This window comes from Sphingomonas sp. AC435 (genome assembly GCF_979253005.1).
The window spans coordinates 571,329-595,405 of the sequence record NZ_CEEDCJ010000001.1 but is presented as its reverse complement, the minus strand read 5'-3'; the positions used below and the strand labels follow the sequence as shown (position 1 = coordinate 595,405).

Below are 24,077 nucleotides of genomic sequence, written 5' to 3'. Positions count from 1 at the left end.
GCCCCGTCGCGTCCCGCGGCGTCAGCCGTCGCGTTCGCTGGTGCTCAAGCCGCGGCCGCGGTCGAGCCAGTCGTCGAGGTCGTCGACGAGGTACCCGACCGACGAGCCCTGGGTTACGAACACGGGGCCACCCCCGTAGACTCGCCACTTCTCGAGGGTGCTCTTGGCGCGGCCGATGTACTTTGCGGCCTGGGCGGTATTTAGTATGGCGCTGCCGTTGATTGTCTTGCGTGGCATTGTGTTACCTCCAGTTGGAGGCCAGCCACATCTAGGGCGCTGCAAATCCCGTGCAGGTGCGTGGATTACGGGCGCATCGGTGGTGTCTACGCGGGGATGCGGGAACATCTATCACAGTAGGGCGCGGCGATTTCTCGCGGCGAATCGACCACGACTCGCTACGCTTGCCGCGCCTTGCGAAACTGGCGACAGTCCTGCATTCAGCCGGCTAGGCGGCGGACCGTGCCGCTGCCCTTCTACGTCAGGCCGCGCGTTTTCGACCCGGGTTTCGGCGTGACTTGTATGGGCGCTTGCCCTTGTCGTCCTGCCACAGGGTGGCCTCGCGCCACGCATTGTCGAAAATTCTTTCGGACAGATGCGGTTCGTAGAGCGCCCGGATCGGGGTCTCGAAGTCGTCGCGACTAAGCATCCCCTGCGGGTCCGCGTCGAACTTTTCCCGCAGAAGCGTCGCCACCGCCGTCGTCACGCTGGCCATGTCGATGTCGTCGAGGCGCTCTGGCGTCAGGCGCAGGAGCAGCCTCATCAGACGGTTGGCCGCCGCCTGATCGTCGCGGGGGCGCCTGGCCTCCGCGATCGCGCTCATGTTGCCCAGCACCGTCTCGCCCATCGCTTCCAGCGGCCCGCTGTCCTCGGGCCGATGCAGCATGTCGGTCAGCGCAAGTACGCCTCGCATGAGTTGCAGCTCGGCGTCGTCGATGAACACCCACATGTCGTCGCGACGACCGTTCAACTTCCGCTCGATCCTACCGGTAGCAAGCGCGCGATCGACGACGTCGGGCACCCAGTCCGTCGATGGTATCGGCCGCGTCGCGCCACCTCCGCTGGGCTGCGCCTTGGCGACGAGCGCGCCCGTCATGAGCGCGGTGTGGAAGTGGCTCGCCGCCGCGTTCCTGTACCCGGCGCCGTCCTCGAAGTCTTCGCCGACGAGGTCCTCTGTCCGAATCTCCCAGAGGGTGCTCAGCACGTCGTCGAACGCGGCGATGATGAAGTGCAGGCCGGCACGCTGGGGCCAGCCCGAGCGGTTCAGATGAATCTGCCACTGCGTCGCGTCGTCACGCACCTTCACCGTAATCGGCGCCCCTTTTCCCAATGGCGACCAGCTAACCCAAGACTAGTTAAGCGACAGTTTCTGGATGGCGCGACGTTTCAGGGTGGCGGAAGCCGGCCGCGCGGGGCACAGTTTCAGGATGGGTGAGACGGTGATGCAGCAGCTTGGTCGGCGCGTGCGCGAGGCGCGCGAGGCGACCGGGCTGTCGCAGGCTGCCTTCGCAGAGAAGGCCGGCATGGACCGCCTTTATTATGGGCGGATCGAGCTGGGGAAGCAGAATCCGACGGTGAACGTCCTGTTCCGGATAGCGCTCGAGGCGGGCGTCAATGCTGCCGACCTGCTCACCGGCATCGACGTCGATCCCGAGGAATTGCGGTCGCTACCCCGCCCGACGCGGGGTCCGCGGAAACCCTGACCGGCGCTAGCGGTCGCGCGCCGGGTAGACATGCGTCCTGACCGTCTGGATCTCGTCGAGCATCGCGGGCGTCATCCTGCCGGCGACCGCCATGAGTTCCGCCTTCGCGGCGGCGTAGCCGGGCGCCAGGTTCTGCGTAGGGGCGCCGGTCATCCTGCGGATGCCGACGCCGTCGTTGCCGAAGGCGAAGTCCTGCCCGCGGGGCAGTATGACCGTCAGCGGATTGTCCGGGCGCGACCACAGCGCGCACCGTTCCAAGGTCGTGAGCTCGCCGTCGTTCATCTCGAACACGATGATGTTCTTCGGTCCCTTCGCCGCCTTGCCGCGGTCGAACTCGAGGTAGACGACGTCCTTTCCCGTGCGCATCGCGAGCGCCGCGGTGTCACGCCTGGCCATGGGGTTGTTCACGGGTCCAGCCATGAACATCACGGTGGGCTCGGCATCGGGCTCGTCATTCAGCGCGTGGTGTCCGAAGCGCGTCAGGACCGTCGTGGCGATCAGGAAAGCCATCGTCGTCCCGTCCGACCGACGATGCGGGCGGTCGTCGGCCCGGTGCCGGTCCAGTCCTCGCGATGCCGACGGTCCCGTCAACCGCGCAGCATCGTCGGCCGCTTCAGCTTTAACGCTCTCCTGCTGGCTGCCATCGAGCGCGCGCGAGCGGCCGTGCGGCCGTGCCGAGATGATGCGGTTCATCTCGACGCCATAGGCCCCAAAGTCGTCGTCCTCGAGCACGACCGCCGGCTCGCCGGTTACATCGAAGAGCCGCTTCTCGAGTTCGGTGAGCGAGATCGCCGCATCCGCGTCGAGCCCTGCCTTTTCCAGTGCGATGCTGCGGGCCTCGATGGCCACGTTGTGGGCGACGCCGCGGTTCTCTGGCCGAAGCCTGTCGACCGTCCGCCGGATGAGTTCCTTCAGGGCGTCGCCCGTCTCATCGTCGATCACCACCAGATGCTCGATGCTCTGGGCTTCCGCGTCCTCGGCGAACTCTCGGGCAAGGTCGTAGAGCCCCTGTGGAGAGAGGTCGATCGTCTCGCGCAGCGGGATGCCGACCTGATCCCTCAGCATCGTCATGATGTCGCCCATGGCCCAGGCGTGGACGTTGTAGACGTCCGGGAGTGGCTTCTGTGCAGGGATCATACTTGGTCTCCGTTGAGATCGGACTGGTTGTGGTGGATGCGGTGAAGGCCACCGCGAGGCCGGCATTGGGTAGGTTCCCGGTTCGGGCACTCGAATCGGCTGATGCCGCGTTCGTCGAATTGCGGGCAGGTGCGGGGATTCGCCGCCACGCTCCCGCCGGAACGGCCAACGGCCCACGGACAAGATGGGCAGCCGGATTGGGCTGGCCCTGTCCGATGGTCACGGTGAACGCCCCGCAAACCACTCCCGTGAACCCGGCCGAAGGGCTTCACGTGAGAAGACGGTTATGCTGGGAGCGGACGACGACGGACGGAGTTCGGTTGATCCGGCCTTTCTGAAAATCTGCGGCGGGCTTGCGGCGATGAGGGGTCGACCCGGCGACGCCGCCGCCGCCGGGCCGGACGGCTCACTCAGCCATCTCGAACATCTTGTTCATCGCCCGGATGTCCAGAACGGTCATCAGGCTGCCGATGGGCGAGACGACCGGCACGCTGCCCGGCTTCCGGCCTGCACGGGCGAGAACCGCTTCGCGCGCGATGTCGTAGCCGTGGTCGTGGTGGCGCCCCGACATCCCGCGGACCAGGAGGCGGCCCTTCGAGCTGCGCTTGATGACCATCCCGGAGTTCGGGAAGACGAGGACGGCTTGGCTGCGGCGGTCGCGCTTCCAGAGCCTTCCGTCCTGCACGACCAGCGATTGCTTGAGGCCGTCGGTGACGACGACGTGGAAAGCGACAGGGCCGCGCACTACATCCTCGAGATCGAAGGACGCATGGATGATCTTGTAGTTCTTGCGCAGCCCGAACATCCCGAGGTCGTTCTGCTCCGCCTCGGTCGGCAGGCGGCCGCCGAAGAACAGGGTGTCCATCTCCGTGTCGCGTCCGCCACATGGGGTCATCTCGTGCTTGATGGCGGCGACCATGTGGTTGATCGCGTGCTGGTCGAATTGGCTGGTCATGCTGGTTCCTTTCGGCACGCGCCAGGCGTGCTTCCTCGTTGGTCGATGGAAGCCAAGGAGGTTTTTCCTCTCCCTGGTCACTTCCACACTTCAGTTCTTCGGAATGGTCGATGCCGCCGCGGTCGGCGTTAACCGTGCCTCCCAGCGGCTTCTTAGCGGCTGGGGGCACAGGGAGGTCATGCTGGGAGCGGACTACGACGGGACGGAGATCGGTCGGTCCGCCCTGCGGAGGCCCGGGGCGCAGGAGCGACCCGGGCGACCACGGTCTCAGGCGGCCTTTTGGAGCACGGGAAGCTCGAAGACGTCGCCCCGTTCTCGCTGCCTGATCTGGAGGTCGAGGAGCCGGTCGTAGGCGCGGACCATGCCAGGCATCGCGTCGTCGAACGTGGCGGGCGCCTTGCGCGAGTAGCGTAGCCTGAGGTCGTTCTTGAGCTGGAATGCGCCCATGTCGAAGCTGTCCGGCACGAGGCGTGCGCGGTCGTCCCCAGGGGCCATCCATAGCGCGCAGTTCTCCACGAAGAACGCCTGGTCGCCGCAGAGCGCTGCGAGGCCGATGCGCGGGATATGAGGGTTCTCCGTGGGGTGGATCCAGATCAGCGGGATGCCGGTCCGCCGGAGGGTCGGCTCGGCCTGCACGAGCGCCATGGCGTGCGGTTCGGCGCCACTGACGAACACTTGGGTCTTGCGGATGAATTCGGCATGCCGCCCCGGTTTCCCGCAGAGTAGGTGGCTGAGCGCACCCATGAAGTTGCCGACACGCTGCTGATCGGTGACGTTGGTCATATTACTTTCTCCTTTAGACCGCGCTGTGCACGGTCATTTTTTCCACTCTCATCAGAGAGCCAATTTCATTCTTCGAACTTGGAAAACGGAATGCGCACGCCGACCGCCCCGGCAGTCCCGAAGGTCGGCCAAGGTGATGTCGGAACGATGCTGTTGGAAAAATTCGTGCGGCGGCAGCTGGCCGTGCACTGAAAGTTAACTTCTGTACTTCTATGATCCGCTGGGGCGGCTGCTGAGAGCTAAATACCTTTTCCCCTCTACCATTGAACTCAAAGACATCGCCGCAGCGGTGTTAGAGGCGACGAAGGTCGCCTCACTGCGTAGGCGGCAGCGGCCGCCTACGCCTCGCGCTCTTCACTTTTTTTATGCGAACTTCGCAGCTGTGGACTGCGCCTCGCCCATCGAGGAGGCCACGCGCTTGACGGAGCCCGAGCGCACGTCCCCGACGGCGAAAACGCCCGGGCAAGATGTTGCGTGGGGCGAGGCGGAGCTGACGTCTCCGCCGGTCAGGACAAAACCCTTGTCGTCGAGCCGCACCAGATCCGCGAGCCAAGCCGTGTTCGGCACCGCACCGACCATCACGAACATCGCGCAGGTGTTTACGGTCTCCACCGATCTGCCCCGGCGGATGGTGACGGCCTCCAGACGGTCACCGCAATGCACGGCGGTGACCTGTGCACCGTAGTCGATCGTGATCGCCGGATCTGCCGCGAGCCGGCTTGACAGGTAGCTGGACATGGAGGCGGCGAGCGAGCCTCCTCGGGCTAACAGGCGGACCCGCGCGGCGATCCGGCTGCGGTACATGGCCGCCTGAAGGACGCGTACGGAGACATCGTCCAGGGGTGGGACCCTCATTGATCGTCCCCTCGCGGTAATACCCTCAATAATGGCTTCCGAGCGGAGGGGCTCGGAATGCTGACTTCCCCTTTAGTGCGGTATGATGATCAGCGTCGGTAATTGGGCCGGTTGCGGACAGGCAGCTTACCGGCGCACGACTCAGCATAGCTGCCGTCCCCCGCCAATCACATCTCACGGCAGGTTACGACCAAACCACGACGTTCAATGGCGTCGTCGCGAACGTCAGGACCGGACAAGAGCAGCCGCCCGAGATTCATGACCTGTCCGACGGCGCCCTGGCCCAGGCCCTCGATTATTTGACACCGGCTCAATGCGGTCTGATAGCCGTGATCTCCGCCACGGAACCGCGCATCCTCATAGCAAAGTCGATGCGCTGTCCGACTTTCACGGTCTTGAGCAGTGCCGGTGGGATTGCCGTGAACGCCATTGTCATCGCAGGCCAGCCCAGTGCCGCGATCGGACCATGCTGGATTGTAACCTTGGCGGCTTTGGGATCGATCGCAGTTACGACGCCACTGCCGCGACCGACCTTGACGGCCCCCTTCATCGGCATGCCGTGCATGGAAGCACTCGACTGGGCCGATGCCGTAGTTGTTGTCAGGCCCGCGAGGATGGCGAGTGCCAACAGGGTGTTCTTCATAGCGTATTCCTTTGCAGCGTTGGGACTGGGGTTGAAGGGTGAGGGGAACGCCGGGCGCGCCGCAGCAGCAGGAATGCTGCCGGTAATACCAGCATCGAGAGCAACGGTGCGGTGAGCATGCCTCCGATCATGGGAGCCGCAATCCGGCTCATCACTTCGGAACCGGTGCCTGTGCCGATCAGGATCGGAAACAGGCCGGCCAGGATCACCGCGACCGTCATCGCCTTGGGCCGGACACGAAGGAGGGCGCCTTCGCGCACTGCCGCTGCGACCTCTGCGTCGTCCGGTGTAGGACCGCGGGCATCCAGCGCGTGCTTGAGGTAGATCAGCATCACCACGCCAAACTCGGCCGAAACACCGGCGAGCGCGATGAACCCGACACCGCTCGCGACCGATTGGTTGTAGCCGAGCAGATAGAGCAGCCATAGACCGCCGGTGAGCGCGAACGGCAGGGTGCCCATCACCAGCGCGGCCTCATCGAGCCGGCGAAAGGTCGCGTAGAGCAGCAGGAAGATGATGACCAAGGTCGCCGGAACGACAATCTTCAATCGCTCGACGGCGCGCTGCAGATACTCGAACTGTCCGGTATAGGTGACGCTGACGCCAGGCGGCAGTTTCACCTTGGCGGCGATCACGTTCTGCAGGTCCCGAACGATGGTGGTGAGCGGTGCGCCACGTCCATCGATGTAGATCCACGTCACCGGTCGGCCGTTCTCGCTGCGCAGCATCGGCGGTCCATCGGTGATGCGGACGTCGGCGACGGTGCCGAGCGTGATCTGCTGTCCTGCCGGCGTCAGCACGGCTAAGTTTCGCAAGCCCCCGATGCTGTCGCGCAGTTCACGCGGATAGCGCACGCTGATCGGATAACGCGCGAGTCCCTCGACGGTCTGGCCGATTGTCTCTCCGCCGATCGCACCTGACACGATCGACTGCACGTCGGCGACGTTGAGACCATAGCGTGCTGCGGCGGCCCTATTAATGTCGACATCGATATACCGCCCGCCGGTGAGCCGTTCGGCCAGCGCCGAGCCGACCCCGGGCACGGTTTTCGCGACCTGTTCGATCTCGCGCGCAGTTGCGTCAATCTCGGCGAGGTTCGCGCCTGCCACCTTGATGCCGATCGGACTCTTGATGCCGGTCGACAGCATCTCGATCCGGTTGCGGATTGGAGGAATCCAGAAATTGGCGAGGCCCGGCACCTTCACCGCCTTGTCGAGCTGATCGATCAATTTGTCCTGCGTCATGCCCGTGCGCCACTGATCCTTGGGCTTGAAGCGGATCGTGGTCTCGAACATTTCGAGCGGGGCAGGGTCGGTCGCGGTGTCGGCGCGGCCGGCCTTGCCGAACACGCTTTCGACTTCGGGTACGGTCTTGATGAGCCGGTCGGTGAGCTGAAGAAGCTGGCCGGCCTTGGCGGTCGAGATGCCGGGCAGCGCGGACGGCATGTAGAGCAGGTCGCCCTCGTTCATCTGCGGGATGAACTCGCCGCCAAGCTGACTGATCGGCCAGAGGCTGGTCGCAAAGACGAGGACGGCGATGACCAGCGCCTGTTTAGGCCGCGCCAGTACCCAATCGAGCGCGGGACGGTAGATGCGGGTGAGGACGCGATTGATCGGATTGGCATTCTCGGACGGAATGCGCCCGCGGATCAGTAACCCCATCAGCACCGGGATCAGCGTGATCGACAGGATCGCAGCCCCCGCCATCGCATAGGTCTTGGTGAAGGCGAGCGGCGCGAACAGCCGCCCCTCCTGGCCCTGGAGCGAGAAGATCGGCACGAACGAGAAAGTGATGATGAGCAGGCTGAGAAACAGCGCCGGGCCGACCTCGACCGCTGCGGCGGTGATCACGCGCCAGCGCTCGGCACCCGCCAACGTTTCGTCCGGATGATCGTACGCCCAATGTTCGAGATGCTTGTGCGCGTTTTCGATCATGACGACGGCCGCATCGACCATTGCGCCGATGGCGATGGCGATGCCGCCCAGCGAGAGGATATTGGCGTTCAGTCCCTGCACGCGCATCGCGATGAAGGCGATGAGGATACCGAGCGGCAACGTGAGAATGGCGACCAGCGCCGAACGGACGTGCCAGAGGAACAGCGCGCAGACGAGCGCCACGACGATGAACTCCTCGATCAGCTTGCTGCGCAGATTGTCGACCGCGCGATCGATCAGGCCCGACCTGTCATAAGTGGTGACGACCTCCACGCCGGGCGGCAGGCTCTTCTTCAATTCGTTGAGCCGGGTACGAACGCCGTCGATCACTTCACGCGCGTTCTTGCCCTGGCGCATCACGATGACACCGCCTGCAACCTCGCCCTCGCCGTTGAGCTCGGCCAACCCGCGACGCATTTCGGGACCGATCTGAATCGTGGCGACGTCGCCGAGTGTCACGGGCACGCCGCCAACCGTCTTGAGCGGCACGCTGCGGAAATCGTCGAGCGTCTTCAGATAGCCGGTCGCGCGGACGATATATTCCGCCTCGGCCATCTCAAGGACCGATCCGCCGCTCTCCTGGTTGCCGCGCTTCAGCGCTTCAGTGACCGCCTCGTGGGTGATGCCGTAAGCGGCCAGCTTCTGCGGATCGAGCACGACCTGATACTCTTTCACCATGCCGCCGATGCTCGCCACCTCGGCGACCCCCGGCACGGTCTTCAATTCGTAGCGTAGGAACCAGTCCTGGATGCTGCGGAGTTGCGCGAGGTCGTGACGCCCGGTCCGGTCGACCAGCGCATATTCATAGACCCAGCCCACCCCGGTAGCATCCGGGCCGAGCGATGCCTTTGCGCCCTCGGGCAGGCGGCTTTGCACCTGGCTCAGATATTCGAGTACCCGGCTGCGCGCCCAATAGAGATCGGTCGCGTCATCGAACAGGACATAGACGAAGCTGTCTCCGACGAACGAATAGCCGCGCACCACGCGCGCGCCCGGCACAGACAGCATCGTCGTCGCGAGCGGGTACGTAACCTGGTTTTCGACGATCTGCGGGGCCTGGCCCGGATAGGTGGTGCGGATGATGACCTGGACGTCGGACAGGTCGGGCAGCGCATCGACTGCTGTCGAGCGCAGAGCGCCCACTCCGACGACGATCAGCGCGAGGGCTGCGAGCAGGACGAGGACACGCGCCTTGACGGACGCCTCGATGATCCGCGCGATCACTTCGTGTCGCCCGTGATCGGCCGCGCGGCGATGCCGGTCAGGCTCGCCTCGCTGTCGAGCAGGAACTGGCCCGACGCGACGACATTCTCGCCTGGTGCGAGTCCGGCGAGGATTTCGGTCCTGCCACCTGCATCACGGCCCGTCTTGACCTCTGCTGGCCGATAGCGGCCCTTATCCTCGGCGAGCATGACCAGCGTGCGCGTGCCGGTGCGGATCACGGCTTCGCTCGGCACCAGCAGTGCGGTGTCGGACGTGCCGCCCAGATGGACGGTCGCGAACATGCCGGGGCGCAAGCGGCCGCTAGGGTTGCGCAGCTCGATCCGTACCGTGAGCGTGCGGCTGTCGGCTTGTGTCGTCGGCAAGACAGCGATGATCCGTCCGGTAAAATGCTCGGCAGGGAAGGCCGCCAGTTCGGCAGTCGCGGTTTGCCCGACCTTGATGGCGCTCGCGCGCACCTCGGGCACTGCGGCATTCAGCCAGACCGTGGCTAGGCCGTTGACCTGTGCCAGCGTCTGCCCGGTGGCGAGCGTTACACCCTGCCGCGCGTCAAGCGTCTGGATGACACCGGCGATTGGACTGCGCACGGTGGTCATGCCGCGCCCGCGCGGCGTGCCGCCCGGAATACCGAGAAGGCGCAGGCGCTGGGCTGCGGCCGCAGTGAGCGCCCTGTCGCCGGTCCGCCGCACGGCCTCATATTCCGCCTGTGCACCGCCCCATTCGGGCACCAAGATGTCGGCGATCGGCGCCCCGCGCGCAATCACGTCGCCCGGCGCCCGATTATAGACCCGCTGGACGAACCCGGCTGCGCGCGACTGGATAATTGCGACGTCACGCTGGTTGAAGTCGATCGTGCCGGTCGCATCCAGTGCGCCGGCCAGCGTTCCGGTAGTCGCCGTGGCGATACGGATGCCGAGATTTTGCATCGCGGACGGATCGATCGAGATGCCGGGCTTGGCGGCCGGTCCCGTGGCACTCGCATCCGGATATTTGGGGATCGTCTTCATCCCCATCGACGAGAGCGAGTCCGGATTGTCGTAATGCTCCTGCGGCACCATCGGGTCGTAATAATAGAGTGGCTTGGGCTTCGCCGCGGAGGCCGGACCGGCGGTCGCCGATGTCGCCGGGGCGGTCGTAGCCGGACCAGTCAACCGTGCGGCGACGAACCCGATCCCGCCGCTGGCAAGGATCGCAAGAACGACCGCGCGGGACGCGGGCGTGCGGGGGACGAGATCGCGCGGGCTCATCGTGGGTCGCTCCGATAGGTGAGGGTGAGACGCGCACCGTCGATCGCGACCAATGCCTCGCGGTCGAGCGTTTCGAGGGCCGCATTGGCAAGCGCACTATGTGCGTCGACGACATCGAGCAGTCCGGCACGTCCGCCAGCATAGCTCGCGGTCTCGAGATCGACGCGCTCGCGCGCCAACGGCTCGAGCGTCTCCTTCGATCGCATCCACTGCGCATGGTGCATCACATGATCGGCAAGGCTCGCATCGAGGCCTGCCGCGAGTTGGCGGGCGGTATCTTCCTGCTCGGCGCGCCGTTTCGCCGCGTCCGCGGCGCGGGCGGCGATCAACGGGTCTTGGCGGTGCGATTTGAACAGCGGCAGGCCGATAGTGACGCCGGCGGAGACATAGTCGCCAAAGCGCGGATCGCGGCGCTGGTAGCTGACGTCGACCCCGAAATCCGGACGGCGATCGGCCTGCGCCAACCGGACGTCGGCATCGGCTTGGCCGACACGGGCGGCAATCGCCGCCAGCATGGGGTTGCGGTCGAGCGCGCTGCGCAATTGCGCGGGGTCCACCATGAAGTCTGGCACCGGGCCGGCGACCACAGGGGTCGGATCTCCGGTCCAGCGGATCAGGTCTGAGCGCGCGCGCGCGATCGCGGACACCAGTTCGTCGCGGCGATCATCGAGGGCGGCGAGACCTTGGCGTCCGGCAAGCGTCTGCGCTGGGCGAGCGCTTCCCGCCGATACCGCACTTGGTGATGTCCGTACCAAACGATCGAGCCTGCCGCGCACGGCGTCGAGCGCCACCAGACGGCGCTCGGCATAGGCCAGCGTGATCCAAGCGATTGCGGTTTCGACCTCGACGGTGCGGGCTTCAGCTACCGCCTCTGCATCGGCAGTCGCAATATCGGTATCGGCGCGCGCCTGTTGCGCGTGCCGCTTGGCGGCGTTCGGAATGTCCTGCGATAGCCCGACCCGCGCCCAGGTGAAATTGTCGCGATTGGGCTCGAACGCGAGCGGCCCCGAGACCGGGAAGCTGTCGATCCCGAGCGCAAGCTTCGGATCGGGGAGAGCGCCTGCGGCCTCGCGTGAAGCACGCGCGCTATCGGCACCGAGGGCACGAGCACGTAGTGACGGCGCATGGCTCTTCGCTGCGGCGAGCGCCGCATCGAAGGAGAGCGGTCCTGCCGCGGCTGTAGTGGTGATAAGCGCAGCGATCAGCGCAGCGCTCAGTATCGTGTATCTGGACATGGTTTTCCCCGCTGGCAGATCGATGCGTAGCGAAAAGTCGACCGGCAGGGTCAAAGCCCTGCCGGTCGACTTTCAGCACTCGATTAGGAACTGTGCGAGGCGCAGCAGGCCATAGCGCCGAACTTGGCCGTCATCATAGACTGGCAAACGTCGGCGTCGGTCATCGCAATGGCCGCTGGCACCCAGACGCGGCGCGCCACGGCAAGCGGCGCGCGAGGGCCGGGAGCCTGGGTACTCGCCCGCCATTCGTAATGACCGGCATCTGGACGCGGTGATGCGGATGCGGAGGTGGGAGCAAACACGGCGATCACACCGACGAGAACGCCGGAAAACTTGATATTCATAGTCTTAATTCCTTGATCTGAGCAGTGGCCGCCAGCACGCAAGAGCCTCAAAGAGGCCTGCGGCAGACGGATTCCGGGTGTCAGATCAGGAAGCTGGGTGGGTCGGGGTCGGGGCCGTAGGTCCGCCCATCAAGGCGCGCAGTCAGTGGCCATGCTGGATCAAGGCGATCGAGCTGGCGTGTCGTGAGAGTAGCACCTACCGGCTCGGTGATCGCTGCGGTGGTGCATCCCATCGCCGCGATGCATTGGAGCGTCATCTTCTTACACGGCACCGAGCCGTGCATCTGTCCCGCCGTCATGCCATCGCGGCAATCCATTGAGGCCATTGTCGCCATGGACATGGTCTCGCTCTGAAGCGGGCTCATTGCCATGGCCGTGGACTGTCCGAACAGGCCGACGACCGCAAAGAACAGCAGGAAAAGGCGAAGAAAGCGAGTCACGTCATCGTGTAACCTAATGCAACGGGGTTAAAGGTCAATTCGCCGAAACGAGCAGTCGGTTACACGGCAAGATCGATGCCGTAGGACCAACCAGCTCTTATCCACCATGATGCGCGAAGACGCGCCTCCCAGCCGGGCCGAACGCGATCACGTCATATGGCTGCGCTTTTATGCCCGGCACTTCCATGCCGGGTGAACCCATCGGCATTCCAGCCACGGCTAGGCCGCGCACACCCTTGGGATGCTGCGCAAGCGCTCGCTTCATGTCGACGATCGGGACATGTCCTTCGAAAGCCATACCGTCGAGGATCGCGGTATGGCAGGAGCCAAGATCAGCCGGCACACCCATCTTGCGCTGCAGCACGTCGCGGTGCGTATCATCGATGATCTGGACGTTGCGGCCGAACTGCTGGCGCACCTGTGCCGCCCACTTCTCGCAACATCCGCATCCTGGATCGCGATGCATCGCAATACTGTTCGCCGCCAATGCGGCAGCCGGCATCATCATGGCTGCGGCGGCAAGTGCGCTACGGATCGACAACTTCATCGCTCGACTCCTCGGGTAAGCCCCGCCCGTGAGGGCGGGGACTTAGGCAACGGCCTTACTGGGGACGCTTGCCCATCTTGCGAAGCATCCCATTCAGCGTCGCGATCTCGCGGTTTTGGCCGGTGATCGTTTTCTGCGCCTCGCGCCGAATCTCGGCATTCTGGCTGTGACGAAGCACGGTCTGCGACATGGTCACGGCGCCGCGATGGTGCTCGATCATCTTGCGGACCCACGTCTCGCCGGCATCGGCGCCCATCGCCGCCATCATCTGCTCATGCATCTTCATCATATCCGGCCCGTACGGATTGGCCGGGGTCGGCTGCATCATCTTGGAATGATCCATGCCCTGCATCTGGCTATGGTCCATCCCCGCCATGCCGCCCTGCTGCGCGACAACGGGGCTAGCGGCGAGCGCCGCAGCGAGGATACCGATCGTGGTGATAGTCTTCATGGGTACTGCTCCCTAGGAACCCCCGCCCTACAAAGGAGCTACGCGGCAGCCTTGCTCACCCCTCAAACTTTTCTTCGCCTGCGGCGCGGCCAGCGCATGTAGAGGAGCACCACCCCCGCTACGGCCAGGATCAACCCTCCCGCTGCGAATGCCATCATCCAGGGCGTGTTGAAGTTTTCGTGGTTCTTCCAGTCCATGATGTGGAGACCCCAGAAGAAGTCATAGAGCCGCCACGTGCCGGTTCTGACACCGACGATCTTCCCGTTATCCGGCAAGACAAAAACCCGGGTCGTCTCCGCATCCTCGAACTGCACGCGCCAAACCGGCAGCTTGCCACGAAACTCAGTGCTCGCGGTGCGGACCAGCATCGCCGACGCAGGCGGCGCGCCGGTGCCGCGGTACGCCGCCGTCGCGATCTTCACGGCGAATGGCGCATCGATGCTCGCCATCGGGTTTCCGCTCAGGGCATCGTGCATGCGCACGGTGCCGTCCGCCATCGTCAGCTCGGCGACGGGACGGCCGAGCAAGCTCGTATAGCGCAACTCACGAACAAGACCCGGCGCCGCGCTCAGGACGGCTGTCGGTGAAACGAACTGCTGGGCCGGTGCCAGTGTCTCCCGGCTATCGCGGGCGACGAGATGCTCGCCGCGAACCCGCTCGATCGGCAGGATGCTCATCAGCAAGCCGCTGGAGAACCAGAGCAGCAACTGCACACCTATAATCAGCGCCAGCCAGCGATGAAGCTTGCTAGCGCCGATATGGGGTCGGTACATAGAACGGACCCAGATATACGCTAAGCGCCGACAGGTCTGCTTGGGTGTCCGAAAACACCCGTTTGTCACGCATCTGCGATGGCGATAGGGTTTTCCGTCATCCCTGGTGCCTAGCGACGACTTTTGGGGCAAAGCCGTCGTAGCAAGCTCAGCCACATTGAGTCGATCTACGGGAAAGGCTGTCTTGCACTCGGCGCCTCTTGCGCGACGGCATGGCGATCGCTCCCCCCGTCTAGAAAGGGATAGGCTATCGAAAGAGTCTGGGTGACATCGTCCAGCCAAACGATCAATTTCGCTATTGATTTCATCATGGTAGGCCGCTTGCATGACCGCATCCGATCGCGCCGAACAGAATCTAATCCTCCGCTGTCCGGAGCCGCTCAATGCGGAAACGCCTCCGGATAAACTGATCACGTCCTTCCTGACGCCGCAGGCGAATTTCTACATCCGCAGTCACGGACCTACGCCGGAGCTGGCCGACGATCATCGTATAGCGCTGGACGGCTTGGTCGACCGCCCGCGCTCCTACACGGTCGCCGAACTTCAAACGGCATTTGCGACCCGGACAGTGACCGCGACCATGCAGTGCGCCGGCAATCGTCGGGCACATCTTCAAGACGTGGAAAAGACTTCGGGCGATCCCTGGGACGTGGGCGCGATCGGCAATGCGGCTTGGACCGGCGTCGCACTGTGCGACGTACTCGCCGCGGCCGGCATCCAAGATGGCGCGTCGTTCGTCGGCACTACGGGGGCCGACGACGTGGATGTCGATGGTGAGACGGCGCCGTTCGGTGCCTCGATCTCGATCGCCAAGGCGCTAGAGCCGGACGTGCTCATCGCCTGGGGCATGAACGGCGAGGTGCTGGCCCCCGAACATGGCGCACCGCTGCGGCTCGTCGTGCCGGGCTATGCGGGCGTTCGTAGCGCCAAGTGGCTGACGCGCATCGAGGTGCGCGATCGCCCGTCCGATGCGCCGATCCAGGCCAAGGACTACAAGCTCTTTCCGGCGTCGGTAGCGAAGGAGGACGCGGATTGGGACCGGGGCCTGACGATCGAGGAGATGCCGCTCAACGCTGCGATCTGCGCCCCCGTGGACGGCGCGCATATCGGCGCCGGCGCATGCGAAATCGCGGGCTATGCGGTCGCCTTCGGCCGAGCGGTCTCGCGCGTCGAGGTCTCCGTCAATGACGGCACCGACTGGCTGCAGGCGGAACTGACCAGCCAACCGGATTCACCCTGGAGCTGGACGCAGTGGCACGTCACGGTCGATCTCTCGCCCGGGCTCCACGTCCTGGTCGTGCGCGCCGTCGACGGTGCCGGGCAGATGCAGCCCGAACGGCCCGAAGCGATCTGGAACTTCGCCGGCTATCTCTCGACGGCTTGGCATCGCACCACCGTCACCGCCGGCTGATGGACGCGCCGCACGACGCCGATCGGGCCCATGCGAAGCTGGCGGAGAGCGCGAGCACGCTGAAGGACAGCGCAGTCCAGCAGGTGGACAGCGCTGATCGTCGCACGGAGCTTGCCGCAGACCGCACAATCCTCGCCGGTGAACGCACCTATGCCGCCTGGGTGCGTACCGGACTGGCGGCGCTCGCTTCCGGGATCGGCGCGCGCGCGCTGCTCAAGGACGTCGTGTTCCCGTGGCTGGCGACGGCGACCGGGACCATGCTGATCCTGTTCAGCGCCTTTTGCTTTGTCGCCGCGGTGTGGCGCGAGATGGGTGCCGGCGCCCCGCCGCCACGACCCGACATCAAGCGCCTGCCAGCGGCGTTGCTCCTGGTAATGAACGGGTTTCTTATGCTCGTGTCGCTGGCCGCGCTCGTCGGCATCTGGACGGCGCGCTCTTAGCGCAGCAGCGCTAACCACGCTACGGGCCGATCAGACCCGGCAGCGCATCGGCGGCTTTCGTGCGGTATCGCCCCTTGTGACGCAGCCCGAAAACGACGCGCGGGTCGAAACCGATCGGTCCCGCATGTAGCGTACCCGGGTCGGTCCATATAACGGGCTCAGATAGACCCTGGCGACTGACAGGTCCGAGCATTTGCCCGACCAACATGCCCATTGACGGTTGGGGCCAACGTCTCATAGATCGACCTCGGCAATGGATTTCTGCCGGGCAATTTGGCCGAACCGCTCTGACATGAGCTGATGATTCCTACTTGGCGCCGTCAGGCAGCAAGGAGGAATTGTGCGCGCTACCTTTCGCAATCTGGTCGACACGCTGAACGTTGCGGCATTCGTGCGCGATCGTCACGACCATGCGATCTCTGTCCTGCGCTGGGCGCTGATCCTGCTGCCCATGGCGGCACTCGTCGGGACGCTATGTGCGGCGTTCCTGTTGAGCCTCGATACCGTTACGCGACTGCGGTTCGCATCGCCCTGGCTGCTCTATCTGCTGCCGGTGGGCGGGTTCGTGGTCGGATTGCTCTACCATCTCACCGGGCGCTCGGTGGAGGGCGGCAACAACCTGATCGTCGAGCAGATCCACGAGCCGGGCGGCGGTGTGCCGCTGCGGATGGCGCCGCTCATCTTCTTCGGCACAGTGGTGACGCATCTTTTCGGTGGCTCGGCCGGACGTGAAGGCACCGCCGTCCAATTAGGCGGAAGCCTTGCCAGCGGTTTCGGCCGCGCGCTCCACCTCGATGCGGGCGGCACGCGCATCCTGTTGAAGACGGGGATCGCAGCCGGGTTCGGCGCGGTCTTCGGCACGCCGATCGCAGGAGCGGTCTTCGCGCTCGAAGTGCTGGCGATCGGCCGCGTTGAATATTCCGCGCTGGTGCCTTGCCTTGTTGCAGCGCTGGTCGGCGATTGGACGTGCCTCGCCTGGGGTATCCATCACGGTGTCTACCCGATCGGTGCGTTGATACCCGTCGATGCGCTGCTCGTGACGAAGGCAGGTGTTGCGGGGATCATATTCGGACTGGTCGGTCTGGCCTTCGCCGAAGCCAACCACGTGGTCGGGGGATGGCTCAAGCGTATCGTTCCCTATGGTCCACTACGTCCAGTGATCGGCGGGGCCGTCGTTATCGCGCTCGTCTTCCTGTTCGGCACGCGCGACTATCTGGGCCTGGGTGTCCTGGCAGCGGGGCCCGACAGCCTTACCATCGCCAGCTTCTTCGGACCGGACACGCATCCGTGGAGTTGGGCGATCAAGCTGCTGTTTACCGTCGTCACGCTCGGCGCGGGTTTCAAAGGCGGTGAAGTCACGCCGTTGTTCTTCATCGGCGCAGCGCTCGGTAACGCGCTGGCGCCTTTCTTGGGCGTGCCGACGGGCCTGTTCGCCGCGATCGGCTTTGTCGCGGTGTTTGCCGGGGCCGCCAATACCCCGCTCGCCTGCACCTTCATGGGAATCGAACTGTTCGGCGCCGCCTATGCGGTGCCGATCGCCGTCGCCTGTTTCGTGGCCTATCTCTGCTCGGGCCACAACGGCATCTACCTGTCGCAGCGCGTTGCGATACCCAAGGTGCCGGCAGACGGTCTGGCGCCCGATGCGACACTGCGCGAGACACGTACACGCCGCACAGCACTTCGCGCGCAAAACCGCGTGTCGTGAGTTGATGGCTTAACCTGATCCTCCCGATACGTCGGGCGCAGCCTTCGGATCGGGGTCCTGTGCCTTGCCCTTCGCGGCGCCCGGCTGCTTCGTGCTCATGGCAGTCAGATAGGCGACGATCGCCGGTACGTCGGCTGCGGCGACGGGTGCCTTGTAGACCTCGCGCATCTTGGTGACCTCCGCGGTCCACTGGTCGCCAGAGAGTGGTGGCTGGTTCAGCGCCATGCTCGCCGAATGACACGACGTGCAGTTGGCATTGATGACATCGGCATGCGGGCCGGCGGGATATTGACCTTCGTCGGTCGGAAGATCGACCGAGGTGGACGCCAGCGAAAAGCCGCGCGCCGAGACGCTTGGCGGCGGTGGTGCAGTCGGGGCCGCAGGCGGCGGGGCGACGCGGCTGTTCGGGGCACCGATCGCGAGCAGAAGAACGACGGTCGCGCCGACGAACCCGAACGACAGCGTGCCGATGGAAGGCGTTTTCATGCGGTGCGCTCCTCAGCCGACGACGATGTTGGTGGTTTCGATGTTGCCGCGCATGAACCCGCCCGGATTCCAGATCGGCGTCATCGGCTGCGCGATGCCGGCGGTGTTCCAGCAGCGCGACATCAGCTTTGTTGGGCCCGCATGCGTGAGCGGAACCTGCGCATCCCAGCGGCGGAAACTGTATTTGCCGTGATCGGGGCCGAGCGTCGTCTTGTACCAGGTCTTGCCGTTGTCGGTCGACACATCGACCTTGGCGACGCCGCAATCGCCCCCCATCGCAATACCGCCCAGCGGGATCGAGCGATCGAACGCGATCACCTGCCCCTCGTCGAGGCTCGTGACCCAGCTGCGCGGGATCATCTTGTTGATGGGGACGGTCGGAAAATCCTTCTGGCCAGGCCGCACGTTCGCGCCGGGCGTGGCGGGCACCTTGTACGCCTTGGCCATCCAGTAACCGTCGTCGGGCGCGGCAAGCACCTCGATGTCGTTCAGCATCTTGACCCAGTAGGTCGAATACCAGCCGGGTACGATCAGCCGGACCGGGAAGCCGTTGAGGAGCGGCATCTGTTTGCCGTTCATCCCGAAGGCGAGCATCACCTCGCCGTCGCGCGCATGGTCGATCGACAGCGACTTGGCGAAATCCGGTCCGCCCGCGACCACCGGCTGGTCGAGCGCACCGAACCGCACCGCGACCGCGCCCGGCTTCACGCCGGCGATATCGAGCACATCCCGCAGCCGCACGCCGAGCCATTTGGCGTTGCCCATCGCCCCGTGACGCCACTGCGCACCCGCCACCGGAGGCTGGAACAACGCCCGCGAATTGCCCGAGCATTGGTTGATTGCCGCCAACTCGACGCGCGGCAGCTTCAGCAGTTGCGCGAGCGAGATCGACAGCGGACGCGTGACCGCGCCGTACACCTTGATCCGGAACGCCTCGACATCGATCGCGGTTGGAATGTCGGCCCAGTGCCAGCGGACGAAGAACTGGTCGTTCGGCGTGAAGACGTCGCCATTGAACACGCTCATCGGCGTTTCCAGCAACGGCGGGTGGATACGCTGGAGGATCATGTTGCCCTTGCCGGGGAACGCGTTGGTCATGGGCCGTTCCGATGGGCCACCTGGCAGATGCAGATCGACCATGCTCTGCGCCAGCGCGGGCGCGGCGATCAGCGCGCCGCTACCGATCGCGGCTTCTGAGAGAAAGCGACGGCGGTTCGTCGCCTGCGCCAATTTCATATCCAGGCTGTCCACCAGCATTCTCCCTTCGATGTCATGCTTTTATGCGCGACCCGTCCGCCGGTCTGCCCGGTACGGGTCGATCGGATGCGACGGTTCGATCCGACAGGACGATCAGTTCGGCCCATCAATTGGCTTGGGCGATGCAGGGCGACACGAACAGGTTCCCGCGCCAGCCGCCCGCGACCGTCTTGGCGCCGACCAGCAGCCACATTGCTGCGAGCGCCACTGTGAGGACAGTGCCGACGATCCCGAAAAAGCCGAGCTGAAGCGTCGTGCCGAGCTTGAAGGTGGCGACCGTGTAGACGCCAAGCGGGAAGGTATAGCCCCACCAGCCGAGGTTGAACGGAATGCCCGCGCGCCAGTAGCGGATCGTGATCAGCGTCGCGAGCGCCAGCCACCACAGACCGAAACCCCAGAGCAGCAGCCCGGCAATCGTGCCAATCCCCTGCGCTACCGCGCCGATCTGCCCCAGGCCGTTGGCGGCGAGGATCGCGGGCGCGTTGCTGCCGAGCACCAGCATCCCAAGCGCGCCGGTGCCAATCGGACCGAGCGCGAGCCAGCTCGAGGCGGCCATGCTCTCGTGCGGCAGCTTGTGCAGTGCCATCCGCAGGATCAGGATCGCGAGGATGCCGAACGCGACCGGCACTGAATAAGCCCAGAGCACATACGACGTTGCGAGCACGACGAACTGGTGATGCGCGTCCGCCAGATGCGGGGCGAGCAGGCCGCCGCTCGCACCTGCGACCTCCGCCGCGACCACCGGCAGCAGCCACACCGCGGTCATGCCGTCGAGCGAATGTTCGTGCCGCGTGAACATGAGGTAGGGGATCGCCACACCGCAGGCGAGCGACATCGCGACGTCGATCCACCACAATGTCTCGGCGATCGGGATCACGCCCGCGCCGAACTGCGGCAGGCCGAATGCAAGACATCCGTTGATGATCGTCGCCAGCCCCATCGGGATCGTGCCGATGAACATCGACACGGTGTTGTGCCCGAAGATCCGCCGCGCCTCGTGTCCGAACATCGTCCAGCGCGCGGTGTAGAGCCCGGCGAACAGCGTGAAGAGCGCGATGTTGAAGTACCACAGCGCCTCGCCGACCGGGTGCAGCGATGCGCCGACGCCCGGCACCTGCGGCAAGGCGAGCGCGAGAATGCCGGTGCCCATCGTAGCGGCGAACCAGTTGGGGGTGAACTGCCGGATCATCTCGCGCGGGGAGTCGAGCCGGCTGAGGGGCTTCAGGCCATCGAGAACGGGTTTCAGATCGGCGGTCACTTGCCAGTCTCCTTGATGAGATCGGTCAGCGCATCGGCCGCCCGCGTTCGATACCGCTCTTTATGGCGCAGCGCGTAGAACGGACGCCGCGGCAGACCGAGCGGTAGATCGTGCAACGTGCCGGCCGCGATTGCAGGTGCGACGACATGCTGCGACAGCACCGCGACGCCCGCCCCGGCCTCGACCGCGCTACGTACCGCCTCGTTCGATGGTAGCATCAGCGCCACGGTGAGGTCCGACGGATCGACGCCGCGCTGGCGCAGCACCTCCTCGAACGACGAGCGCGTGCCCGATCCCTGCTCGCGGACGATCCAGCGTGCGGCGCGGATCCAGTCCTCGTCGATCGTGTCGGCTGCGCGGTCGCTTACCAGCACCATGCGGTCGTTCGCGACCGTCCAATGCGCGAGCGCGGGCTCGTCGATCACACCCTCGACGAAGCCGAGCTCGACCGCACCGTCGAGCACGCGCGCCGCGGCCCCCTCGGTGTTGTCGATCGCCAGTTCGATTGAGATCGCGGGGTAGCGCGCATGGAACGCGGCCAGCTGGCGGGGCAGCCAATAGCCCGCGATCGTCTGGCTTGCGACTAGCCGCAGAGTGCCGCGCTCCAGTCCTGCATATTCGGCCAGTGCAAGTTCCGCGCTGGCGGCACGGCCAAGCACTGCGCGTGCGTCGACCAGAAACATGCGGCCCGCTTCGGACAGTTCGATCCCACGGCCGACCCGGTGGAACAGCGGCACGCCGTGCCGGGCTTCCAGCGCGGCGATGGCAGCGCTTGCGGCTGACTGCGTCACATTGAGCGCTTCGGCCGCGCGCGTCATGTGCTCGCGCTCAGCGACACCGACGAAAATCCTGAGTTGTTCCAGGGTCATGCCCGATCTCCTTGCCCCAATGATAGGGAAAGGAGATCAATCGCACCAACCAAAGATTACGGTCATTCCAATCAGATATACCGATCGGTCATTTCAGAATGTCGATAACCGCCTCACGTTCATCGACCAGTTCGGCAATCGTGCGATCAAGCATCGTTCGCTGGAATGGATCGAGGATCAGTCCTTCGATACGCGCATACCCACCGCTTTTGCAGTGCACCGGCACGCCGCACACCAGCCCTTGCGGGATACCGTAGGAGCCATCTGACACCACGCCCATCGACACCCAATTGTCGCCTGCGCCGTGCACCCAATCGCGCAGATGGTCGATCGCCGCATTTGCTGCCGACGCGGCCGAGGACGCACCCCGTGCTTCGATGATCGCGGTTCCGCGCTGCGCAACGGTGGGGATCAGGGTCTCGCGGTACCAGGCCTCGTTTCCGATACGGTCGGCAAGCTTTTGGCCATCGAGTTCGGCATTCCCCCAGTCGGCAAACATCGTCGGCGAATGGTTTCCCCAGACGACGAGCTTTGTAATCGCATCGACACCGACACCCGCCTTGGCCGCAAGCTGTCCCTGCGCGCGGTTGTGATCGAGGCGGATCATCGACGTGATGTTTTCGGCAGGGAAACCCGGTGCGCTTTGCGCAATGATCCAGGCATTTGTGTTGGCGGGATTACCGACGACCAGGATCTTGGCGTCGCGTTTGGCCACTGCGTCCAGCGCTGCGCCCTGCGTCTTGAAGATCGCTGCGTTGGCAGCGAGCAAATCACGGCGCTCCATGCCCTTCGAGCGGGGACGAGACCCGACCAGCATGGCCGCATCGATGTCCTTGAAAGCCACCATCGGATCATCAGTAATGATCACATCTGCCAGCAGCGGGAACGCGCAATCCTCCAGTTCCATGACCACGCCGCGTACTGCGTCCAGCGCCTGCGGCACGTCGAGCAGTTGAAGGATAACGGGCTGGTCCGGTCCGAACACGTCACCCTGCGCGACCCGGAAGAGCAGCGAATAGCAAATTTGTCCTGCGGCACCGCTGATCGCGATCCTGACGGGGGGCTTGGTCATTTTGGAAAGGGCTTTCGTTGGGAGATTACAGACGGTGTGAGACCGATCAACGCGCCGCCAGGGCAAGCGCCGCATCGCGCCCGGATGGCACCAGATTGGCGAGACCTTTTCCTGATCTTACGGCACCAGGAACGTAGATCAGGCTCTGCGCATCCGTACTGATCGGGATCGTCGACACGGTGGTGTACGTCAGCGTGTCGATCCCAGCGACCTTGTTGGTTCCGGCCAGGCTGGCATAGATCCTCGTACCATCGCCCGACGGCCAAACCGCACTCGGAGCCGCTTGTAGCGGGACGGTTGCCACAGCCTCCAGGCTGTCGGTTCTATAGACCTTGATTGCAGGTTGATCGCCGCCAACGCTGACATAGGCAAAGGAATCGTCTGCGCGCTGGGCGAAGTTGACCGCGCCCGTTGCTGGACCAGTGTTTATCACTTCGCGTACCGCAAACGGCGGTTTGGCAGCAAAGACCGTGGTCGTGCCGCTCTCGCGGCGTGTTGCCCAGATCTGTTTGCCATCTGGCGAGACCGCGATTGCTCCCGCACCTGCACCGTTGCTGGCAACGTGTCCGACGACGCGCCGATGCTCGACGTCGACAACCAGGATGGACGGCCTTTCAGTAAGCGATACAAAGGCATAGCGTCCGTTTGGCGACAGGATGGTCGCGCCCGCTCCGCCACTTGCTGGTACGCGGGTGATCTCCCGCGCTGTCTTAGGATCCACGACCGCGATGGCATGTTCATCGCCGAGCGAAACCCGGAGTTCGTGCCCATTGGGCGTAAACGCGACGGCGGTAGGCGACGTCTGGAACACGGTCCGGCCTCGTTCCGTGTTCGTGGCCAGATCTACGAGCGTCACACTGTGCTGCGCTAATGCCGATACCGCCAGGGTCCGCCCGTCACGCGTTGCAGCCAGGTGCTGGACTTTGGGGCTGGAAAAGCTGGGCTCAGCTATCGCGCTTTTGGCGAGGTCGATCCGTCCCAGTTCGTTGCCCGCTGCAGGATCGATGACAACGATCTTCGTCGATGTAGGGTCAGACACATAGATCCGGTCATGATGGCTGAGGTCGATATCAGCCTTCGACCACGGTGCCTGAACCGCCTTGATATCGTAGGGAAAGTCGTCCGCCGCAGGTGCAGCCCAATAGGCCTGAGCGATCGCCGGGACTGGCGCTACGGAGGCCAACATCGCGGCAACCAGAACGATCGCAGCTTTCATCGTTTGATCCTTATCACGGACCCGGCGGGTGATCGTGCCGGTCCGATGCCGCTAGATCGACCGATATGTCCCTCGCGTCCAACGCATGGTCGCGATGA

25 protein-coding genes and 1 riboswitch are annotated in these 24,077 nt (G+C 64.7%); of the genes, 4 read left to right on the top strand and 21 right to left on the bottom strand.

What is annotated here, in order from left to right; genetic code table 11:
- Nucleotides 1-21: 21 nt before the first annotated feature.
- Both AC0CH8_RS02755 and AC0CH8_RS02750 read right to left on the bottom strand, forming a co-directional pair.
- Nucleotides 22-237 carry a hypothetical protein gene (locus tag AC0CH8_RS02755; protein ID WP_465238568.1) on the bottom strand — a complete coding sequence of 72 codons (216 nt, stop codon included), beginning with the start codon at nt 235-237 and terminating at the stop codon, nt 22-24.
- Between the two features lie 241 nt (nt 238-478).
- Complete coding sequence (locus AC0CH8_RS02750; protein ID WP_465238567.1) at nt 479-1,303, bottom strand: hypothetical protein; 825 nt, start codon at nt 1,301-1,303, stop codon at nt 479-481.
- A 67-nt stretch (nt 1,304-1,370) separates the two neighbouring features.
- Here AC0CH8_RS02750 and AC0CH8_RS02745 point away from each other — a divergent pair, with 67 nt between their 5' ends.
- Nucleotides 1,371-1,700 carry a helix-turn-helix domain-containing protein gene (locus AC0CH8_RS02745; RefSeq protein ID WP_465238566.1) on the top strand — a complete coding sequence of 110 codons (330 nt, stop codon included), beginning with the start codon at nt 1,371-1,373 and terminating at the stop codon, nt 1,698-1,700.
- A 6-nt stretch (nt 1,701-1,706) separates the two neighbouring features.
- Here the strand turns inward: AC0CH8_RS02745 and AC0CH8_RS02740 are convergent, their stop codons facing one another.
- The 13 genes from AC0CH8_RS02740 to AC0CH8_RS02680 form a co-directional block, all read right to left on the bottom strand.
- Nucleotides 1,707-2,837: a hypothetical protein gene (locus AC0CH8_RS02740; RefSeq protein WP_465238565.1), complete on the bottom strand. Its 1,131-nt coding sequence runs from the start codon at nt 2,835-2,837 to the stop codon at nt 1,707-1,709.
- Nucleotides 2,838-3,243: 406 nt separating this feature from the next.
- Nucleotides 3,244-3,792: a hypothetical protein gene (locus tag AC0CH8_RS02735; RefSeq protein WP_465238564.1), complete on the bottom strand. Its 549-nt coding sequence runs from the start codon at nt 3,790-3,792 to the stop codon at nt 3,244-3,246.
- A 267-nt stretch (nt 3,793-4,059) separates the two neighbouring features.
- Nucleotides 4,060-4,575, bottom strand: a complete 516-nt coding sequence (locus AC0CH8_RS02730; RefSeq protein ID WP_465238563.1) for a hypothetical protein — start codon at nt 4,573-4,575, stop codon at nt 4,060-4,062.
- A 363-nt stretch (nt 4,576-4,938) separates the two neighbouring features.
- A complete protein-coding gene (locus AC0CH8_RS02725) occupies nt 4,939-5,430 on the bottom strand; it encodes an NAD(P)/FAD-dependent oxidoreductase (RefSeq protein ID WP_465238562.1) in 492 nt (163 codons plus the stop codon).
- Between the two features lie 310 nt (nt 5,431-5,740).
- Nucleotides 5,741-6,073, bottom strand: a complete 333-nt coding sequence (locus AC0CH8_RS02720) for a copper-binding protein (protein WP_465238561.1) — start codon at nt 6,071-6,073, stop codon at nt 5,741-5,743.
- Nucleotides 6,070-9,231, bottom strand: a complete 3,162-nt coding sequence (locus AC0CH8_RS02715) for an efflux RND transporter permease subunit (RefSeq protein ID WP_465238560.1) — start codon at nt 9,229-9,231, stop codon at nt 6,070-6,072. The genes AC0CH8_RS02720 and AC0CH8_RS02715 overlap by 4 nt, the downstream gene beginning before the upstream one ends.
- Nucleotides 9,228-10,475, bottom strand: coding sequence for an efflux RND transporter periplasmic adaptor subunit (locus AC0CH8_RS02710; RefSeq protein WP_465238559.1), 1,248 nt, complete (start codon nt 10,473-10,475; stop codon nt 9,228-9,230). The genes AC0CH8_RS02715 and AC0CH8_RS02710 overlap by 4 nt, the downstream gene beginning before the upstream one ends.
- On the bottom strand, nt 10,472-11,764 hold the full coding sequence (locus AC0CH8_RS02705) for a TolC family protein (protein ID WP_465238558.1): 1,293 nt from the start codon (nt 11,762-11,764) through the stop codon (nt 10,472-10,474). Before AC0CH8_RS02705 ends, AC0CH8_RS02710 begins: the two co-directional genes overlap by 4 nt.
- 29 nt (nt 11,765-11,793) lie before the next feature.
- Nucleotides 11,794-12,054 carry a hypothetical protein gene (locus AC0CH8_RS02700; RefSeq protein ID WP_465238557.1) on the bottom strand — a complete coding sequence of 87 codons (261 nt, stop codon included), beginning with the start codon at nt 12,052-12,054 and terminating at the stop codon, nt 11,794-11,796.
- An 80-nt stretch (nt 12,055-12,134) separates the two neighbouring features.
- On the bottom strand, nt 12,135-12,494 hold the full coding sequence (locus tag AC0CH8_RS02695; RefSeq protein ID WP_133192481.1) for a hypothetical protein: 360 nt from the start codon (nt 12,492-12,494) through the stop codon (nt 12,135-12,137).
- Nucleotides 12,495-12,591: 97 nt separating this feature from the next.
- Nucleotides 12,592-13,041 (bottom strand): DUF411 domain-containing protein, encoded by a 450-nt coding sequence (locus AC0CH8_RS02690; RefSeq protein WP_465238556.1) that lies wholly within the window; start codon nt 13,039-13,041, stop codon nt 12,592-12,594.
- 55 nt (nt 13,042-13,096) lie between these two features.
- A complete protein-coding gene (locus AC0CH8_RS02685) occupies nt 13,097-13,492 on the bottom strand; it encodes a DUF305 domain-containing protein (RefSeq protein ID WP_465238555.1) in 396 nt (131 codons plus the stop codon).
- Nucleotides 13,493-13,554: 62 nt separating this feature from the next.
- Entirely contained in the window at nt 13,555-14,265 is a 711-nt protein-coding gene (locus AC0CH8_RS02680; protein ID WP_465238554.1) for a PepSY domain-containing protein, read from the bottom strand.
- Between the two features lie 325 nt (nt 14,266-14,590).
- Between AC0CH8_RS02680 and AC0CH8_RS02675 the strand changes: the two genes are divergently transcribed.
- From AC0CH8_RS02675 to AC0CH8_RS02665, 3 genes are all read left to right on the top strand, one after another.
- Entirely contained in the window at nt 14,591-15,676 is a 1,086-nt protein-coding gene (locus tag AC0CH8_RS02675; protein ID WP_465238553.1) for a sulfite oxidase, read from the top strand.
- Nucleotides 15,676-16,116 (top strand): YidH family protein, encoded by a 441-nt coding sequence (locus AC0CH8_RS02670; RefSeq protein WP_068075252.1) that lies wholly within the window; start codon nt 15,676-15,678, stop codon nt 16,114-16,116. The genes AC0CH8_RS02675 and AC0CH8_RS02670 overlap by 1 nt, the downstream gene beginning before the upstream one ends.
- A 240-nt stretch (nt 16,117-16,356) precedes the next feature.
- Nucleotides 16,357-16,433, top strand: a riboswitch (Fluoride riboswitch).
- Between the two features lie 23 nt (nt 16,434-16,456).
- On the top strand, nt 16,457-17,821 hold the full coding sequence (locus tag AC0CH8_RS02665) for a voltage-gated chloride channel family protein (protein ID WP_043150688.1): 1,365 nt from the start codon (nt 16,457-16,459) through the stop codon (nt 17,819-17,821).
- A gap of 9 nt (nt 17,822-17,830) precedes the next feature.
- Here the strand turns inward: AC0CH8_RS02665 and AC0CH8_RS02660 are convergent, their stop codons facing one another.
- The 6 genes from AC0CH8_RS02660 to AC0CH8_RS02635 all read right to left on the bottom strand — a co-directional run bounded on the left by AC0CH8_RS02660 (nt 17,831) and on the right by AC0CH8_RS02635 (nt 23,979).
- On the bottom strand, nt 17,831-18,307 hold the full coding sequence (locus AC0CH8_RS02660) for a hypothetical protein (protein ID WP_107955917.1): 477 nt from the start codon (nt 18,305-18,307) through the stop codon (nt 17,831-17,833).
- Between the two features lie 12 nt (nt 18,308-18,319).
- Entirely contained in the window at nt 18,320-19,564 is a 1,245-nt protein-coding gene (locus AC0CH8_RS02655; RefSeq protein WP_199860755.1) for a molybdopterin-dependent oxidoreductase, read from the bottom strand.
- Between the two features lie 106 nt (nt 19,565-19,670).
- Nucleotides 19,671-20,822: a TDT family transporter gene (locus AC0CH8_RS02650; protein WP_107955916.1), complete on the bottom strand. Its 1,152-nt coding sequence runs from the start codon at nt 20,820-20,822 to the stop codon at nt 19,671-19,673.
- Nucleotides 20,819-21,691, bottom strand: a complete 873-nt coding sequence (locus AC0CH8_RS02645) for a LysR family transcriptional regulator (protein ID WP_019054677.1) — start codon at nt 21,689-21,691, stop codon at nt 20,819-20,821. The genes AC0CH8_RS02650 and AC0CH8_RS02645 overlap by 4 nt, the downstream gene beginning before the upstream one ends.
- 88 nt (nt 21,692-21,779) lie before the next feature.
- Nucleotides 21,780-22,763 (bottom strand): malate dehydrogenase, encoded by a 984-nt coding sequence (locus AC0CH8_RS02640; RefSeq protein WP_037535050.1) that lies wholly within the window; start codon nt 22,761-22,763, stop codon nt 21,780-21,782.
- 46 nt (nt 22,764-22,809) lie between these two features.
- Nucleotides 22,810-23,979 (bottom strand): YncE family protein, encoded by a 1,170-nt coding sequence (locus AC0CH8_RS02635; protein WP_465238552.1) that lies wholly within the window; start codon nt 23,977-23,979, stop codon nt 22,810-22,812.
- Between the last annotated feature and the right edge of the window lie 98 nt (nt 23,980-24,077).

Coding starts and splice junctions, on each gene's coding strand:
- AC0CH8_RS02755 (WP_465238568.1), bottom strand. CDS start 237: ATGCCACGCAAGACAATCAACGGCAGCGCCATACTAAATACCGCCCAG.
- AC0CH8_RS02745 (WP_465238566.1), top strand. CDS start 1,371: ATGGCGCGACGTTTCAGGGTGGCGGAAGCCGGCCGCGCGGGGCACAGT.
- AC0CH8_RS02740 (WP_465238565.1), bottom strand. CDS start 2,837: ATGATCCCTGCACAGAAGCCACTCCCGGACGTCTACAACGTCCACGCC.
- AC0CH8_RS02735 (WP_465238564.1), bottom strand. CDS start 3,792: ATGACCAGCCAATTCGACCAGCACGCGATCAACCACATGGTCGCCGCC.
- AC0CH8_RS02730 (WP_465238563.1), bottom strand. CDS start 4,575: ATGACCAACGTCACCGATCAGCAGCGTGTCGGCAACTTCATGGGTGCG.
- AC0CH8_RS02725 (WP_465238562.1), bottom strand. CDS start 5,430: ATGAGGGTCCCACCCCTGGACGATGTCTCCGTACGCGTCCTTCAGGCG.
- AC0CH8_RS02720 (WP_465238561.1), bottom strand. CDS start 6,073: ATGAAGAACACCCTGTTGGCACTCGCCATCCTCGCGGGCCTGACAACA.
- AC0CH8_RS02710 (WP_465238559.1), bottom strand. CDS start 10,475: ATGAGCCCGCGCGATCTCGTCCCCCGCACGCCCGCGTCCCGCGCGGTC.
- AC0CH8_RS02700 (WP_465238557.1), bottom strand. CDS start 12,054: ATGAATATCAAGTTTTCCGGCGTTCTCGTCGGTGTGATCGCCGTGTTT.
- AC0CH8_RS02690 (WP_465238556.1), bottom strand. CDS start 13,041: ATGAAGTTGTCGATCCGTAGCGCACTTGCCGCCGCAGCCATGATGATG.
- AC0CH8_RS02685 (WP_465238555.1), bottom strand. CDS start 13,492: ATGAAGACTATCACCACGATCGGTATCCTCGCTGCGGCGCTCGCCGCT.
- AC0CH8_RS02680 (WP_465238554.1), bottom strand. CDS start 14,265: ATGTACCGACCCCATATCGGCGCTAGCAAGCTTCATCGCTGGCTGGCG.
- AC0CH8_RS02675 (WP_465238553.1), top strand. CDS start 14,591: ATGACCGCATCCGATCGCGCCGAACAGAATCTAATCCTCCGCTGTCCG.
- AC0CH8_RS02670 (WP_068075252.1), top strand. CDS start 15,676: ATGGACGCGCCGCACGACGCCGATCGGGCCCATGCGAAGCTGGCGGAG.
- AC0CH8_RS02660 (WP_107955917.1), bottom strand. CDS start 18,307: ATGAAAACGCCTTCCATCGGCACGCTGTCGTTCGGGTTCGTCGGCGCG.
- AC0CH8_RS02655 (WP_199860755.1), bottom strand. CDS start 19,564: ATGCTGGTGGACAGCCTGGATATGAAATTGGCGCAGGCGACGAACCGC.
- AC0CH8_RS02645 (WP_019054677.1), bottom strand. CDS start 21,691: ATGACCCTGGAACAACTCAGGATTTTCGTCGGTGTCGCTGAGCGCGAG.
- AC0CH8_RS02640 (WP_037535050.1), bottom strand. CDS start 22,763: ATGACCAAGCCCCCCGTCAGGATCGCGATCAGCGGTGCCGCAGGACAA.
- AC0CH8_RS02635 (WP_465238552.1), bottom strand. CDS start 23,979: ATGAAAGCTGCGATCGTTCTGGTTGCCGCGATGTTGGCCTCCGTAGCG.